Here is a 15,754-nt window from a genome sequence, read left to right on the forward strand (position 1 = left end):
GGCCCGCAACAGCAGACCCATAGCCTTGATCAAGCGCTTTTACATCCGAGGAGTTCGCGATGGACTTTGACTTCACCGACGACCAGGAATCGCTGCGCGACGCGGTGCGCCGCTTTGTCGACAAGGACTACGGCTTTGAGCACCGCCGCACTACCGTGCGCGCTGGCGGTTTCAGCCGCAGCAACTGGGAAGGCCTGGCCGGCCTCGGCCTGATGGGCCTGGCCGTACCCGAAGCCCACGGTGGGCTGGGCTTTGGCGCCATCGACGCGATGGTGGTGATGGAGGAATTGGGCCGTGGCATCGTGCTGGAGCCCTATGCCCAGGGCGCCCTGATCGCGCCAGCTTTGCTGACCATGGGCGAGCAAGCCTTGCAGGCCACCTGGCTGCCGCGCATCGCGGCGGGGGAGGCACTGATCGTGCTCGCGCATCAGGAACGCGGCGCCCGCTACCGCCTCGACCGCTGTTCTACGGTGGCGCAGAGCGGCCGGCTGAGCGGCAGCAAGAGCCTGGTGCCGGCCGGCGCCGACGCCGATGCCTTCATCGTGCCCGCGCAATCGGGTGAAGGCATCGCTCTCTATCTGGTGGAACGCGGCGCGGCCGGCCTGAGCAGCCGCTCCTACCTCCTGCAGGACGGCTCCGCAGCCGCCGAGCTGATGCTGAACGACTGCCCCGCCACGCAGCTGGTCGGTGCCGACAAGGGCTTGGACGCGCTGGAGTTCGCCATCGACATCGGCATCGCCGCCCAAGCAGCCGAGGCCGTCGGCGCCATGGAGCAGTTGGTGGCCATCACCGTCGAGTACATGAACACCCGTAAGCAGTTCGGCGTCGCCATCGCCAGCTTCCAGGCGCTGCGCCACCGCATTGCCGACGTGAAGATGCAGCTGGAGCTGGCGCGATCGATGAGCTACTACGCCAGCCTCAAGCTTGGCGAAGATGCCGCCCAGCGCCGCCGCGCCGTCTCGCAGGCCAAGGTACAGCTGAGCCAGTCCATGCGTTTCGTCGGCCAGCAGTGCACCCAGCTGCATGGCGGCATCGGCGTAACCGACGAGTACATCTCCAGCCACTATTTCAAGCGCCTGACGACGATGGAAATGCAGTTCGGCGACGGCCTGCACCATCTCGGCGAAGTCGCAGCCCGGATGCAGGACACCGCCGGCGTTTTCGCCTGAGCCGCCGCGGCACAATCGCCGCATGAGCACCTCGACCGCCACGCCCGCCCCCGCCCTGCTGGGCAGCGTTTGTGATGTCGCCGGGCTCAAGCTCGGCCACCACACCGACCCGCGCCGCCCGACCGGCTGCAGCGTGGTGCTTTGCGAAGCCGGCGCCGTCGCTGGCGTCGATGTGCGCGGCGCCGCGCCCGGCACCCGCGAAACCGATCTGCTGCGCCCTGAGAACACCGTCGATCGCGTTCATGCCATCTGCCTGAGCGGCGGCAGCGCCTTTGGCCTCGATGCCGCCAGTGGTGTGATGCGCTGGTTGCTGGAACGCGGCCATGGCTTGAGCGTCGGCCCCGCCTGCGTGCCCATCGTGCCGGCCGCGGTGCTGTTCGATCTTTGGGTCGGCGACCCCAGCATCACGCCCGATGCCCAGGCTGGCTATGCGGCCTGCGAAGCCGCCAGCGCCAGCTGCCAGTTGCAGGGCTCGGTCGGTGCCGGGGCTGGCGCCACCGTCGGCAAGCTCTTTGGCACGGCGCGGGCCATGAAAGGTGGCATCGGCATGGCGTCGATCCGCCTGCATGGCATCACGGTGGCGGCGCTGGTGGCCGTCAATGCCGTTGGCGATGTGCTGGCCCCCGTCACCGGCCTTGTGCTGGCTGGCAGCCGCGACGCGAATGGCCGGCCACGCAGTGCGGCCGCCGCCCTGCTGGCCGGCGAACGCCCCGCCAGCCTCTTGCGCGGCAGTGCCACCACCATCGGCCTGGTCGCCACCGATGCGCCGCTGAACAAGCCGGCGGCGACCAAGCTGGCGCAGATGTCGCACGACGGCCTGGCCCGCTGCATCAACCCCATCCACACGCCCAGCGATGGCGATGTGATGTTCGCGCTGGCCACCGGACATGCCAAGCAGGCAGCAGACCTCACCTGGCTGGGCACGCTGGCCGCCGAGGTCACGACACGGGCCGTTCTGCAGGCCATCTACAGCGCCACGCCGTGGACTCAAGCCGGGCTGCCCGCCATCCCGAGCTGGCGGCAGCTGCAGCGGACCGTCTGAGACAATCGCGCCATGATGATGCGCCTCTCCCAAATCCTTTTTTCCCAGGGCTTCGGCTCGCGCCGGCTGTGTGCCGGTCTGATCTACAACGGCGAGGTCAGCGTCAATGGCGACGTCATCGACGACCCGGATGCCGAGTTCGACACCAGCGGCTTCAGCTTCGAGGTTTCAGGCAAGACCTGGCCCTTCTACGACAAGGCACTGATCCTGCTCAACAAGCCCAGCGGCTACGAGTGCTCGCAAAAGCCCAAGCATCACCCCAGCGTGATGAACCTGCTGCCTGCGCCGCTGCGCGAACGCAATGTGCAGCCAGTCGGTCGCCTGGACGAAGACACCACGGGGCTGCTGCTGCTCACCGACGACGGCACCCTGATCCACAAGCTGACCAGCCCCAAGCACCATGTGCCCAAGGTCTACGAGGCGCGCTGCAAGCACCCGGTCACGGCCGAAATGGTCAAGGCGCTGACCGACGGCGTTGAGCTGCATGAACCCGAGCTGCGCCGCCCCGATCCGAGCGGCAAGCCCCGACCACCACGGCCGCCCGAGTTGGCCCGTGCCGAGGCCGCAGAGGCCTTTGACAGCCATGGCCTGCGCCTGACCTTGACCGAGGGCAAGTACCACCAGGTCAAGCGCATGGTGGCCGCGGCCGGCAATCGCGTCGAGGCCTTGCATCGCCCGCAATTCGGCGCACTGCGCCTGCCGCAAGACCTGGCCCCGGGCCAATGGATCTGGGTCGCCAGCCCCGACCTGATTGCCAAGCTCTGAGGCCTCAGTCAGGCTCGAGGCCTGCGCCAGGCAAGATCTGACCCCGCTCTGATCTTGCTATTCGCACAAACACACGTATTCCCTGAGGTCTGTTTGCGACGCACCGGGGGCTTCCCCTTAGTCCTGCTGTCATATTCCGAGTAGAAACTAAACGTATCAGGGGCATCCAAATAATTCCCCATCTATGCAAGATCGAGTTCGCCACAGATGCGGGCCGACTTGTTCGGGATGAACGAAAACATGACAGTTGGGCCCACGAGGGGCGGAGGAAGCGAGGCCGGCAAGGCCGCCATCGACGCGCAGGTGCAAGCCGCGCGCGTCGCCTCGCTGTATGAGCTGACCATTCCACCGACGCTGGCGGGATGGCTTTTTTGCATCTTTCCGGTCTATCTGCTGTGGCCGCACCTGCCGCACGACTTGCTCGGCGGCTGGTTCGCGTTGCGCAGCCTGATCGTGCTGGCGCGCTGCGCCGATGTGATGCAGTTCCGCCGTGCCGCCCCCGGGCCGCAGGAGATCGCTCCCTGGCGCCGCCGCCACCTGGCGCTGCTGACGCTGGACGGCCTCAGCTGGGGCGCGATGGGCTGGTATTTCCATACACCGGCCGTGCCGGACCTGAACGGCATCATCCTGGCCTGCATCGTGGCCCTCGGTGCCATCGGCCTCTTCTCCCTCGGCGCGGTGTTCCGCGCCCATCTGCTGTTTGCCTCGGTCACCTTCGCGCCGCTGATGCTGTACCAGGCGCTCGCCGGCACGCCGGCCGGCTGGCTCAGCGTGCTTGGCCTGGGCCTGTTCCTGGCTGTCTCGATCTATGAATCGCGGCGCATCGAAGCCCATCACAACGAACTGCTGCGCCTGCGCTTCGAAAACGCCTTCGTGGCCGAACAGCGCCAGCAGGCCTTGCAAAGCGCCGAGCTGTCGAGCACCAGCAAGAGCCGCTTCGTCGCAGTGATGAGCCACGAGATTCGCACCCCGCTCAACGGCATCCTCGGCATGACCCAGTTGCTTGAGCGCTCCCCTCTGGACGCCAAGCAGCGCGAGCAGGTCGACATCGTGCGCCGCTCCGGCCGCCACCTGCTGACCTTGGTCAATGACATCCTCGACCTGGCCCGCATCGAGTCGGGCAAGCTGGTCGTCGAGTCCGGGCCGGTGCTGGTGCGCGAGGTGGTTGACGATGTCTGCCAATTGCTCGGCGAGACGGCACGCGACAAGGGCCTGGACTTCGACCTGCAAATGGCCAGCGGCCTGCCCAGCCACGCGCTGGGCGATGCCTCACGCATCAAGCAGGTGCTGCACAATCTGGTCGGCAATGCGATCAAGTTCACCGAGCGCGGCAGCGTCTGCGTCGAGGTCTCGACGATTCTGGACATGCGCGCCGGCACGCTGTTGCGCTTTGCCGTGCGTGACACCGGCGAGGGCATCGCGGCCGATCAGATGGAGCGCGTGTTCGCGCCCTTCGAGCAAGCCGAAAGCGTGGCCTCACGGCGGCGCGACGGCACCGGCCTCGGCCTGACGATCTCACGCGAACTGGCGCGCGCCATGGGCGGCGATTTGCGCTGCGCCTCGACACCCGGCCAAGGTTCGGTCTTCGAATTCACCCTGCCGCTGCTGAGCTGTGCGCCTCAGATCAGCGCCCAAGTCGACCCGCCCCCGCGCGACACGTTGCCGCAGTTGCAAGGCCGGGTGCTGCTGGTCGACGACAGTGCCGTCAACGTGCTGGTGGCAGCCAGCATGCTGGAGCGCTGCGGACTGCGCGTCGATGCCGCCGAGCACGGCCGCGAGGCGCTGGAGAAGCTGCAGGCCGGCCGCTATGAGTTGGTGCTGATGGACTGCCAGATGCCCGAGATGAACGGCTTCGAGGCCACGCTGGCCTGGCGCCAGCATGAGGCCCGCGAATCGCTGGCCCGCACGCCCATCGTCGCGCTGACCGCCAGCGCGGTGAACGGCGACCGTGATCGCTGCCTGGCCTGCGGCATGGACGATTACCTGGTCAAACCGTTTGAAATGGACGATCTGCTGCAGGTCGTGCAGCGTCATCTGCGCCCGCACGAAGAGGGTCTCAGCCGCATCACGGCCGAAGCGCTGGCCTTCGCCTGAGCACCAGCTGGGAGCACTCGCTGCTGCCCTTGGTCCGGGAACCCGCCGGCAGGCCGGATAATCGCCCCCCATGCAGGTTTTTCGCGGCTTCCAACATCCCGGCATCGCCAGCGCCTGTGCGCTGACGATAGGCAACTTCGACGGCGTCCATCGCGGCCACCAGGCCATGCTGGCCTTGCTACGCTCCGAGGCCCAGCACCGTGGCCTGCCTTCCTGCGTGATGAGCTTCGAGCCTCATCCGCGCGATTTCTTTGCTGCGCGCCTCGGCAAGCCTGAGCTGGCACCGGCACGCATTGCCACCTTGCGCGACAAGCTCAGCGAGCTGGAGCGCTGCGGCATCAATCAGGTCGTCGTCTTGCGTTTTGACGAGCGCCTGGCCGCCTTGAGCGCGCAGGACTTCATCAGCCAGGTGCTGGGCCGCGGCCTGAATGCGCGCTATGTGCTGGTCGGTGACGACTTCCGCTTCGGTGCCAAGCGCCAGGGCGACTACGCCACGCTGGACGCGGCCGGCCGCACCCACGGCTTCGATGTGGCGCGGATGATGAGCTACGAAGTCCACGGCCTGCGCGTCAGCAGCTCGGCCGTGCGCGAGGCGCTGGCCGCCGGCGATATGGAGGCCGCTGCACGACTGCTGGGCCGCCCCTATTCGATCTCCGGCCACGTCGTGCACGGCCAGAAACTGGGGCGCAGCCTGGGTGCCTCGGCGCCAGGCGCCGACGATGGCTTTCGCACGCTGAACCTGCGTTTCCCGCACGACAAGCCCGCCGCCATGGGCATCTACGCGGTGCGCACCCATGGCCTGGGCGAGCAGCCGCTGGACGGCGTCGCCTCACTGGGCGTGCGCCCCACCATCGAGGACGCCGGCCGCGTCTTGTTGGAGGTGCACTGCCTAGCCTGGCCGGCCGATCTGGGCTGCAACGGGGCCTACGGTAAACTCGTGCGCGTGGAACTGCTGCACAAACTGCGTGATGAAGCCCGCTACGAGGGCCTGGAAGCCCTGACGGCTGCGATCCGTCGGGACGTGGACAACGCACGTGCCTTCCTCGCCACCCATGCCGCGGTGCGCCGCCAGACCACCCGCGACCGAATTTGACGCGGCGCCCCGGCCGCCTCGCTTCGCCGCCTTAACGTCCTAGCGCATTTGCACCGCAGCCGCCGCGCTGCAGTGCCCACCTCACTTGACGGGCCCCCTGCCCTGATCCCGATTCCGTCTGCCCGTCCAGCAAAGAACTGCCGCCGCCATGAACGACACCACCAAGCCCGATACCGCCGCGCCCGACTACCGAGCGACGCTGAACCTGCCCGACACCCCCTTCCCGATGCGCGGCGACCTGCCCAAGCGCGAGCCGGGCTGGGTCAAGCAATGGGAAGAGCAAGGCATCTACAAGCAGCTGCGCGATGCACGCTGCGGCGCGCCGAAGTTCGTGCTGCACGACGGCCCGCCCTATGCCAACGGCCAGATCCATATCGGCCATGCGGCGAACAAGATCCTCAAGGACATGATCGTCAAGGCGCGTCAGCTCGAGGGTTTCGATGCCGCCTACATCCCGGGCTGGGACTGCCACGGTCTGCCGATCGAGAACCAGATCGAGAAGACCCACGGCCGCGGCCTGCCGCGCGACGAGGTGCAGGCCAAGAGCCGCGCCTATGCCGGCGAGCAGATCGACGCGCAGCGCCTGGACTTCAAGCGCCTGGGCGTGCTGGGCGAGTGGGACCGCCCCTACCGCACCATGGACTTCAAGAACGAAGCCGGCGAGATCCGTGTCCTGAAGCGCCTGTTCGAACGTGGCTTCGTCTATCGTGGCCTGAAGCCGGTGTACTGGTGCTTTGATTGCGGCTCCTCGCTGGCCGAGTTCGAGATCGAGTACCAGGACAAGCAAAGCCCGGCCGTTGACGTCGCCTTCCTGAGCGCCGAGCCCGACAAGCTCGCCGCCGCCTTTGGTCTGGCCGCGCTGGCCAAGGAGGCCTTCACCGTCATCTGGACGACCACGCCCTGGACCATCCCGGCCAACCAGGCGCTGAACCTGAACCCCGAGCTGCCCTACGCGCTGGTCGACACGCCGCGCGGCATCTTCATGGTCGCCAAAGCCCTGGTCGAGAAATGCCTGGCGCGCTGGAAGCTCGAAGGCACGGTGCTGGCCACCACGCAGGGCAAGAACCTGGCGATGCTGAAGTTCAAGCATCCGCTGGCGCATGTTGACGCCGGCTTTGATCGCGAAAGCCCGGTCTACCTGGCCGATTACGCGACCGCGGAAGACGGCACCGGCGTCGTTCATTCCGCGCCCGCCTATGGCCTGGATGACTTCCAGAGCTGCGTGTCGCACGGCATGGCCTTCAAGGACATCCTGAACCCTGTGCAGGGCAACGGCTGCTATGAGGCCAGCCTGCCACTGTTCGGCGGCCTGCACATCTGGAAAGCCAACCCTGTCATCGCCGAAGCGCTGGAAAACGCCGGCCGCCTGCTCTCGCATGTAAAGATCACCCACAGCTACCCGCACTGCTGGCGCCACAAGACGCCAGTGATCTACCGCGCGGCAGCGCAGTGGTTTGTGCGCATGGATGAGGGCGAAGGCCTGTTCGCCCTCGACAAGGCCGAGAAGAGCCTGCGCCAGACCGCGCTGGAAGCCATCGACGCCACCAGCTTCTATCCTGAAAACGGCCGTGCCCGCCTGCGCGACATGATCGCCGGCCGGCCCGACTGGTGCATCTCGCGCCAGCGCTCCTGGGGCGTGCCGCTGCCCATCTTCCTGCACAAGGACAGCGGATTGCCGCATCCGAAGACGCTGGAGTTCATCGAGCGCGCCGCCGAGATCGTCGAGGCCGGCGGTGTTGAAGCCTGGGCCAAGCTGGACGCGGCCGACTGGCTGGGCGCCGAAGCGGCCGAGTACAGCAAGGGCAGCGACATCCTGGACGTCTGGTTCGACTCCGGCTCGACCTTCCAGCACGTGCTCAAGGGCAGCCATGCCGGTGCCGCCCACGACAGCGGACCCGAGGCCGATCTCTATCTGGAAGGCCACGACCAGCATCGCGGCTGGTTCCACAGCTCGCTGCTGATTGGCTGCGCACTCTATGGCCGCGCGCCCTACAAGGGCCTGCTGACCCACGGCTTCGTCGTTGACGGCCAGGGCCGCAAGATGAGCAAGTCGGTCGGCAATGTGGTCGCACCGCAGGCGGTCAGCGACAAGATGGGTGCCGAAATCCTGCGCCTGTGGACGGCAGCGACCGACTACTCCGGCGACCTCGGCCTGGACGAGAAAATCCTCGCCCGCGTCGTCGACGGCTACCGCCGCATCCGCAACACGCTGCGCTTCCTGCTGGCCAATGTCAGCGACTTCGATGCCAAGGCTGACGCCGTGCCGCTGGACCAGCTGCTGGAGGTCGACCGCTATGCGCTGGCCCGCGCCGCCGAACTGCAAACGGAAATCCTCGCGCACTTCCAGCGCTACGAGTTCCATCCGGTGGTGGCCAAGCTGCAGGTCTACTGCTCGGAAGACCTCGGTGGCTTCTACCTCGATGTGCTGAAGGACCGCCTCTACACCACGGCCCCGAAGAGCCTGGCCCGCCGCTCGGCGCAAACGGCACTGTGGCAGCTGAGCCATGCGATGCTGCGCTGGATGGCACCCTTCCTCAGCTTCACTGCCGAGGAAGCCTGGCAGGTTTTCGACGGCGACCACGCCGGCAGGAGCATCTTCACCGAGACCTTCTGGAAGTTCCCGCAAGGCCAGTCCGATGCCGACTTGCTGGCCAAGTGGAGCCGCATTCGCACCATCCGCGAGGCGGTCAACAAGGCCATCGAAGAGGTGCGCGCCGCCGGCCAGGTCGGCTCGTCACTGCAGGCCGAAGTCGCCCTGGGCGTCAATGCGCAAGACCTGACCCTGCTGCAAAGCCTGGGCGAGGATCTGAAGTTCGTGCTGATCACCTCAGCCGCAACCATCAGCGAGGCGGCCGAGTTGACGGTGACGGTCAGCCCCTCGACGGCACAGAAGTGCGAGCGCTGCTGGCACTACCGCTTCGACGTGGGCAGCAATCCCGCCCATCCGACGCTGTGCGGCCGCTGCGACAGCAATCTGCACGGCAGCGGCGAGGCCCGCCAGTTCGCGTGATCGGAGATCCGCGACAGCCTGGCCACAAGCAATCAGGGGCGTTGCTCACAAGGAGCAACGCCCCTTTTGCTTCCGTCGACCGCGAGGCGTCGCCAGCTTCCGTTCAAGCCGGCCTGGCCGGTAGGTCCTGCCCGTCCAAGGTGCGGAAGCTGCCCACCACGCCCGCCAGCCGCTCCGCCTGATCCTGCAGCGACTCGGCCGCCGCCGCGCTCTGCTCGACCAAGGCCGCATTCTGCTGTGTCATGTGGTCGAGTTGGGTCACGGCGTCGCTGATCTTGCCGATGCCCTCACTCTGCTCTGCGGTGGCTGCGGTGATGCGCACAATCATGTCGCTGACCTGGCGCACGCTGGCGACAATTTCCTCCATCGTGCGCCCGGCATCACTGACCAGCCGGGTGCCCGACTCCACCTGCTCGACGCTGGCGCCAATCAGGCTCTTGATCTCCCGCGCGGCCTGAGCGCTGCGTTGCGCGAGACCACGCACCTCGGCCGCCACCACGGCAAAGCCGCGCCCCTGCTCGCCGGCCCGCGCCGCTTCGACTGCCGCATTCAAGGCCAGGATATTGGTCTGGAAAGCAATGGTGTCGATCACACCAATGATGTCGGCGATCTTGCTGCTGGCGTGATTAATGCCATTCATCGTCTCCACCACCTGCACCACCACCTCGCTGCCACGCTGTGCCACTGCCGAGGCTGTGCTGGCCAGTTGATTGGCCTGCACCGCGGCATCGGCGGTCTGGCGCACATTGCCATTGACTTGGTCCATGCTGGAGGCCGTCTGCTGCAGATTGCTGGCCGCCACCTCGGTGCGCGTGCTCAGGTCGTGGTTGCCGGTAGCGAACTCGGTGCTCGAGACCTGGATGCGATCAGCACTCTGGCGCAGCTCCCCCACCAGCACCCGCAGCCGCGCTTGCATATCGGCCAGGCTGCGCAGCAGGTCGCCCACCTCGTCATCCTGGTCGGAGTTGATCGGCTGGGTCAGATCACCTTCGGCCACGGCCTGGGTCAGGCGCTGGGCCTTCTGCAGGTCGCTCACACAGCGGTTCTTGACGATGATGATGGCGGCAGCCGCCAACAGCGCGGCCAACAGGGCGGCCGCACCGGTGCTCCATTGCAGGGTTCGCTCGCGCACGGCTGCAGCCTGCGCCATCTCCTCGGCATCCTGTTCGATCTGTGCCACCACATTGGCGAGCAGCTTGGCCAGAGATTCGTAGCTGTTGTCGGCGTTCTGCATCGCAGCCACGCCAACGTTTGGATCGACCGAGGCCATGTCAATCGCCTGATCGGCCTGCTTGACATAGTTGTCGATCAGCGCCGAGGCATCGGCGACGGTCTTGCGCAGCGTGTCGTCAGCAGACTCAGCCTCGAGCAGGCCTTGCAACTGCTGCTTGATGCCGCCCATCTGCTGCGCCAGCTTGGCACGCACCGCCTTGACCTGTGCATCGTCCAGCGAGGCAACCAGTGCAACGGCCCGGTACGACCTCGAATGCACAGCGCCAAGCAACTCCTGCTGGGCGCTGAGCGTCTTGAAAACCTGTATCGAGTTCGCAAACTCAGCGCGCGCCGTGGCCGCCTGCCGGCTCGACAGGCCGGCATTGACCACGGCCGCCAACAAGACGATGCTGATGGCTGCCATTGGCGCCATTAAGAGCTTGGGTCCAAGTCTCATTTTTTACTACTCCCTGACCAAGCGCCGCCCGAAGTGGGGCGGCCTCACATCAACTCATTTGTAGACGCCTCCGCAGACCACGGTTTGTTCCAGCCGCTCGCAATACATTGACTTCGGCTCGACTTTTTTATTCTCGGGATTGGTGAACTTGTAGTCCTGCCAGAAGCTCGGCTTCGCTTTGCCCATCTCGACCCGCTCGCGGACAAAGGCCTTGCCGTCGACATCCTTCAAGTCGATCAGATTGCGGCCAACCATCTTTTCATTGGCGCCATGGGCGTGGACCACGCCATCGAGGCCATAGACGACCAGGTAGAGATCCTCCTGGCGGAACTGTCCGGCCTTGCTGGTGATTTCGGCATAGCCCTTGGTCGTGCCATTGGCCTTGATATAGGCCACGCCCTTTTTGACCATCTGCACCGCCTGATCCGGCGTAGCGCCGCCGTCAGCGGCGTAGGCCGGAGCCAGGGTCACGCAGGCCAGAGCCAGCAGGGCACGGGAGCAAAGACGCTTCATGTTTCCATCCTTCCTGAAGTGACAAGACAAAGCTGCCCGCACACGCCCCATTCAGCTGCCGCATTAGGTGAACGGCTTGGGCACCGGTTTCAAGAGAACACCGCTCATTGCCCGGGCGCAGGCCCGAGGTCTGAGTTCACGAAGTCTGCGCAGCCAGCTGATCGCTGAATGGCCGAACAGAGGGGAGAAGATACGCCATCTCAGAAAAATACTCAGCACTTCCGTGAAGCGCGGGCTGCTGCCAGAACGGAGCAGCCTGCCGAGCCGGCTACAGTTACGGCCTTGCCCGCATCTGCCCATTTCATGTCCACCAAGCGCTCCACTTCCGCCGCCGCCCCTCTGTTCCAGTGGCTGGCCATCGCTCTGATTGTGATTCTTGCCGATCAGTTCACCAAGATCTTGATCGTCGGCAATTTCCAGCTGGGTGGCAGTGTCACCGTCACCAGCTTCTTCAACGTCGTACGCTGGCACAACACTGGCGCCGCCTTCAATTTCTTGGCTCACGCGGCGGGCTGGCAGCGCTGGTTCTTCGTCGGTCTCGGCACCGCAGCCACGCTGTTCATCATCTGGCTGCTGCGCCGTCATGGTCAGCAAAAGCTCTTTGCCTGGGCGCTGTCGCTGATATTGGGCGGGGCGATCGGCAATGTGATCGACCGGCTGGTGCATGGCTACGTCGTCGACTTCATTTCCATCCACTATCAGGATGCCTGGACCTTCCCAGCCTTCAACATTGCCGACAGTGCCATCACCATCGGCGCCGTGCTGCTGATCTGGGACGAGTTGCGACGCGTCCGTCGGGGCTGACCCTCCCCTGGAAACCACGCTGTCTTCGCGGGCTTTATCGGGCTAGGCTGCGGCATCCAGAAGGGAGCAGCCGCCATGAGGCCCAGTGAAGCGCCAGTCGATCCGAACACCGAGGCCACCGACCCGGAAGCTGCCCCTGAGGCCGCCGCTGTCGACACCGAGGCCATCTCGGCCTTCAGCCTGCGCCTGCACCCGCTGAGCTATGCGCAGCCCTTTCAATGGCTGCAGGCCGGCATGCGCGACTTTCTACGCCAGCCTGTCATTGGCGCGTTCTACGGCTGCCTGTTCATGGCGATGGGCTGGCTGCTGCTGACGGTCTATCGCCACGCGCCTGCCTACTTGTTGGCCCTGTCGGCCGGTTTCCTGTTGATGGGGCCCTTTTTGGGCATGGGGCTGTACCAGGTCAGCATGCGGCTGCAGCGCGGCGAGCGCCCTGACCTGGGCGACTCGCTGACCGCCTGGGACAGCCATATGGGCCAGATGGCCATCTTTGGCGGCGTGCTGCTGATCCTGGAGATGATCTGGGCCCGCGCCTCGCTGATCGTCTTCGCCGTCAGCTTTGATGGCATGCCTGATCTCGGCGGCTCGATCGAAAAGTTCCTTGACCCGGAGAACCTCGGCTTCGTCATCGCCTACTTGGGCGTCGGTGCGCTTTTCGCCGGGCTGATCTTCGCCATCAGCGTGATCTCCATCCCGATGATGCTGGACAAGCAGGTCGACGCCATCACTGCCGCGCTGACCAGCCTGCGCCTGGTGCTGACCCAGACCGGCGTGATGCTGCTCTGGGGGGCGCTGATCACGCTGCTGGTGATCGTGGCGATGTTGCCCGGCTTTGCCGGACTGCTGGTCATCGGCCCGGTGCTGGGCCATGCCAGCTGGCATGCCTACCGGGCCAGCGTGGCCGACTGAGCAGCAAGGCTGCTGAGGTCGGCAAGCCGGCAACAGCCAAAATCTTCTCGGCGCCCGCTGTCACTCGGTTGACAATGCGAGCTGCTTCTCGCGGCCGACAGCGTGGCCGCCGCCCCATCCACCCATGCTTGATTTCTCCAGTTTGTCCCATTACGACTGGCTCGACGTGCCCATGTGGGTCTTCGATCTGGAGCGGCGCCGCAATCTCTGGGCCAATGCTGCGGCACTGAGTTTCTGGCGTGCCGAAAGCGCCGAGGAGTTTCTCGGCCGCAGCCATGCCGACATGACCGAGGTGGTGCGTTCGCGGCTGGCCGTCACCGCCGCCGATCATGCCCAAGGCAAGATCGTGCGCGAGCAATGGACGCTCTACCCCAAGGGTCAGCCGGTGACCGTGATGCTGGTCTCGCGTGGCATGCGCACGCCGGATCGCCGCCAGGTGATGCTGTTCGCGGCCGACTCGCTGCCCGGCGGCACCGACAAGTCGATGCTGCGAGGCGTTGAAGCGCTGCAACACACCTCGGTGCGCATCGCCATGTTTTCGCTGCGCGACGGCAGCGTGCTGATGCGCAATCCGGCAGCTGCGCTGTTCTTTTCCGGTCTGGTCAAGGCAAGAGGGCAATCCGATTTCTCCTTGCTCTTCGCCGATGCTGAGATTGCCAAGCGCATCATGGTCCAGGTGCAGCGCGGCCAGACTTTTGCCGCCGACCTGGAACTCAACACCAGCAGCGGGCGGCGCTGGCACAGCCTGGACGCACGGCCAATGCGCGATCCGGTGACCGGCGACCTGGTGATGCAGCTCAACGCTCGCGATATCGCAGACCTCAAAGCCACCCAGCAAGCCTTGGAAGCGGCCCGCGAGGCCGCCGAAGCTGCCAGCCAGGCCAAGAGCGCCTTCCTGGCCAATATGAGCCATGAGATCCGAACGCCGATGAATGGCGTGCTCGGCCTCACCGAACTGGTGCTGCACACCGAGCTGAACGACAAGCAGCGCAAGTTCATCGAGTTGGCACACAGCTCGGCCAAGGGCTTGATGGTCATCATCAACGACCTGCTGGACGTGGCCAAGATCGAAGCCGGCCGGGTGCAGATCGACGCCAGCCGTTTCTCGCTGCACGACTGCCTGCGCGAGTCGCTGCACCCGCTGCTGCTGCAGGCCCATGAGAAAGGCATTCAGCTGCACGCCAAGATGCAGCCGGGCGTGCCGCAATTTCTCATGGGCGACGCGCTGCGGCTGCGCCAGGTCATCGTCAATCTGGTCGGCAATGCGCTGAAGTTCACCGAGCGCGGCGAGGTCAGGCTGGAGGTTCAGCGCCTGGACGACGGCGATCTGCCTGCCACGGCCCCGGTGCTGCTGCGCTTTTCGGTGCATGACACCGGCATCGGCATGACACAGGAGCAAATTCGGCTGATCTTTGCCCCCTTCAGCCAGGCCGACGGCAGCATCACCCGGCGCTTTGGCGGCACCGGCCTGGGTCTGACCATCGTTCAGCGCCTGGTCGACCTGATGGGCGGCCAGGTGCAGGTCGAAAGCCAGCCTGGCACCGGCTCCTGCTTCAGCTTTGAAATCACCTTGCCAGTGGCGCCAAGCGCTGAGGCAAGACCTGAGCCCAGCGGCTCACACGAGTAGCACGCCCGAGCCCACCGTCGTGCGGGCTTCCAGATCGCGATGAGCCTGGGCCACCTCGGCCAGCGGGTAGCGCTGCTCGACGCGGATCTGCACCTGCCCCCCCAGCACCACGGCAAAAAGTTCGTCGGCCATGGCCTGCGTGCTTTCGCGGGTGGCCAGATGGGTGAACAGCGTTGGCCGGGTGACATACAGCGAGCCCTTCGCACTGAGGGTGCCCAAGGCGACCGGCGGCACGACGCCCGAGGCATTGCCAAAGCTGGCCAGGAGGCCGAAGGGCGCCAGGCTGTCCAGCGAGGCATTCCAGGTGTCGGCGCCGACCGAGTCATAGACCACCTTGACGCCCCGGCCGCCGGTGATCTCGCGCACCCGCGCGGCCACGTCTTCACGGCGGTAATTGATCACATGGCTGGCCCCGGCGGCCAGGGCCAGCGCGCATTTCTCGTCGCTGCCGGCGGTACCGATCAGTTGCAGGCCCAGCGCCCGCGCCCAGTTGCAGGCAATCAGGCCAACGCCGCCGGCCGCGGCATGAAAGAGCACATGATCGCCGTGCTGCAGGCCGCCCTGGGGCAGCGTCTTCTTCAGCAGGTATTGTGCGGTCAGTCCCTTCAGCATCATGGCCGCGCCGGTCTCGAAGCTGATCGCATCGGGCAGTCGCACGACGCAACGGGCCGGCATCACCCGTGCCGTGCAGTAGGCGCCCACCGGCTGGCTGGCATAGGCCGCGCGATCACCGACGCGCAGGTGCTCAACACCCTCGCCCACCGCCTCAATGACACCGGCCGCCTCCATGCCCAGTCCTGAAGGCATGGGCAGCGGATAGACGCCGCTACGGTGGTAGATGTCGATGTAGTTCAGGCCGCAGGCGACGTGGCGGATGCGAATCTCGCCGGGCCCGGGTTCGCCGAGCTCCAGCTCGACCAGTTTCATCTGCCCGGCATCGCCGGGGGCCTCGATACGAACCGCTTGTGCGCTTGTCATCTGCGTGCCTGCTGAGGAGTGCGAATTCCGCTATCGTGCCAGCCTTCAGCCGGATTCGCCTGCGGTGATTACGGATGCCCC

12 protein-coding genes are annotated in these 15,754 nt (G+C 65.9%); 9 read left to right on the forward strand and 3 right to left on the reverse strand.

Annotation, left to right across the window (positions count from 1 at the left end; translation table 11 throughout):
• The first annotated feature begins 59 nt into the window (after positions 1-59).
• The 6 genes from RQP53_RS02495 to ileS all read left to right on the forward strand — a co-directional run bounded on the left by RQP53_RS02495 (position 60) and on the right by ileS (position 9,173).
• Positions 60-1,169, forward strand: coding sequence for an acyl-CoA dehydrogenase family protein (locus tag RQP53_RS02495; protein WP_315648445.1), 1,110 nt, complete (start codon positions 60-62; stop codon positions 1,167-1,169).
• A 22-nt stretch (positions 1,170-1,191) separates the two neighbouring features.
• On the forward strand, positions 1,192-2,211 hold the full coding sequence (locus RQP53_RS02500; protein ID WP_315648447.1) for a P1 family peptidase: 1,020 nt from the start codon (positions 1,192-1,194) through the stop codon (positions 2,209-2,211).
• 18 nt (positions 2,212-2,229) lie between these two features.
• On the forward strand, positions 2,230-2,976 hold the full coding sequence (locus tag RQP53_RS02505) for a pseudouridine synthase (RefSeq protein WP_315649183.1): 747 nt from the start codon (positions 2,230-2,232) through the stop codon (positions 2,974-2,976).
• Between the two features lie 240 nt (positions 2,977-3,216).
• The gene (locus tag RQP53_RS02510) at positions 3,217-5,070 is read left to right on the forward strand and encodes an ATP-binding protein (protein WP_315648448.1); all 1,854 of its coding nucleotides are present in this window, start codon (positions 3,217-3,219) and stop codon (positions 5,068-5,070) included.
• 70 nt (positions 5,071-5,140) lie between these two features.
• A complete protein-coding gene (locus RQP53_RS02515) occupies positions 5,141-6,163 on the forward strand; it encodes a bifunctional riboflavin kinase/FAD synthetase (protein WP_315648450.1) in 1,023 nt (340 codons plus the stop codon).
• A gap of 148 nt (positions 6,164-6,311) precedes the next feature.
• Entirely contained in the window at positions 6,312-9,173 is a 2,862-nt protein-coding gene (ileS, locus tag RQP53_RS02520; RefSeq protein WP_315648452.1) for an isoleucine--tRNA ligase, read from the forward strand.
• A 103-nt stretch (positions 9,174-9,276) separates the two neighbouring features.
• Here ileS and RQP53_RS02525 read toward each other — a convergent pair whose 3' ends face one another.
• Together RQP53_RS02525 and RQP53_RS02530 are read right to left on the reverse strand one after the other, a co-directional pair.
• The gene (locus tag RQP53_RS02525; protein ID WP_315648453.1) at positions 9,277-10,809 is read right to left on the reverse strand and encodes a methyl-accepting chemotaxis protein; all 1,533 of its coding nucleotides are present in this window, start codon (positions 10,807-10,809) and stop codon (positions 9,277-9,279) included.
• Positions 10,810-10,896: 87 nt separating this feature from the next.
• Positions 10,897-11,355 carry a cache domain-containing protein gene (locus RQP53_RS02530; RefSeq protein WP_315648454.1) on the reverse strand — a complete coding sequence of 153 codons (459 nt, stop codon included), beginning with the start codon at positions 11,353-11,355 and terminating at the stop codon, positions 10,897-10,899.
• A 303-nt stretch (positions 11,356-11,658) separates the two neighbouring features.
• Between RQP53_RS02530 and lspA the strand changes: the two genes are divergently transcribed.
• From lspA to RQP53_RS02545, 3 genes are all read left to right on the forward strand, one after another.
• The gene (lspA, locus tag RQP53_RS02535) at positions 11,659-12,159 is read left to right on the forward strand and encodes a signal peptidase II (RefSeq protein ID WP_315649184.1); all 501 of its coding nucleotides are present in this window, start codon (positions 11,659-11,661) and stop codon (positions 12,157-12,159) included.
• 75 nt (positions 12,160-12,234) lie between these two features.
• On the forward strand, positions 12,235-13,068 hold the full coding sequence (locus RQP53_RS02540; protein WP_315648456.1) for a DUF2189 domain-containing protein: 834 nt from the start codon (positions 12,235-12,237) through the stop codon (positions 13,066-13,068).
• Positions 13,069-13,192: 124 nt separating this feature from the next.
• On the forward strand, positions 13,193-14,695 hold the full coding sequence (locus RQP53_RS02545; protein WP_315648458.1) for a hybrid sensor histidine kinase/response regulator: 1,503 nt from the start codon (positions 13,193-13,195) through the stop codon (positions 14,693-14,695).
• On the opposite strand, the gene RQP53_RS02550 is transcribed toward RQP53_RS02545, so the two are convergent.
• Complete coding sequence (locus RQP53_RS02550; protein ID WP_315648459.1) at positions 14,684-15,673, reverse strand: quinone oxidoreductase family protein; 990 nt, start codon at positions 15,671-15,673, stop codon at positions 14,684-14,686. The genes RQP53_RS02545 and RQP53_RS02550 overlap by 12 nt on opposite strands.
• Positions 15,674-15,754 lie beyond the last annotated feature (81 nt).

The organism is Roseateles aquae (assembly GCF_032337115.1).
In the GTDB taxonomy this organism is placed as follows: domain Bacteria; phylum Pseudomonadota; class Gammaproteobacteria; order Burkholderiales; family Burkholderiaceae_C; genus Roseateles_C; species Roseateles_C aquae.

Coding starts and splice junctions, on each gene's coding strand:
- RQP53_RS02495 (WP_315648445.1), top strand. CDS start 60: ATGGACTTTGACTTCACCGACGACCAGGAATCGCTGCGCGACGCGGTG.
- RQP53_RS02500 (WP_315648447.1), top strand. CDS start 1,192: ATGAGCACCTCGACCGCCACGCCCGCCCCCGCCCTGCTGGGCAGCGTT.
- RQP53_RS02505 (WP_315649183.1), top strand. CDS start 2,230: ATGCGCCTCTCCCAAATCCTTTTTTCCCAGGGCTTCGGCTCGCGCCGG.
- RQP53_RS02510 (WP_315648448.1), top strand. CDS start 3,217: ATGACAGTTGGGCCCACGAGGGGCGGAGGAAGCGAGGCCGGCAAGGCC.
- RQP53_RS02515 (WP_315648450.1), top strand. CDS start 5,141: ATGCAGGTTTTTCGCGGCTTCCAACATCCCGGCATCGCCAGCGCCTGT.
- ileS (WP_315648452.1), top strand. CDS start 6,312: ATGAACGACACCACCAAGCCCGATACCGCCGCGCCCGACTACCGAGCG.
- RQP53_RS02525 (WP_315648453.1), bottom strand. CDS start 10,809: ATGGCAGCCATCAGCATCGTCTTGTTGGCGGCCGTGGTCAATGCCGGC.
- RQP53_RS02530 (WP_315648454.1), bottom strand. CDS start 11,355: ATGAAGCGTCTTTGCTCCCGTGCCCTGCTGGCTCTGGCCTGCGTGACC.
- lspA (WP_315649184.1), top strand. CDS start 11,659: ATGTCCACCAAGCGCTCCACTTCCGCCGCCGCCCCTCTGTTCCAGTGG.
- RQP53_RS02540 (WP_315648456.1), top strand. CDS start 12,235: ATGAGGCCCAGTGAAGCGCCAGTCGATCCGAACACCGAGGCCACCGAC.
- RQP53_RS02545 (WP_315648458.1), top strand. CDS start 13,193: ATGCTTGATTTCTCCAGTTTGTCCCATTACGACTGGCTCGACGTGCCC.
- RQP53_RS02550 (WP_315648459.1), bottom strand. CDS start 15,673: ATGACAAGCGCACAAGCGGTTCGTATCGAGGCCCCCGGCGATGCCGGG.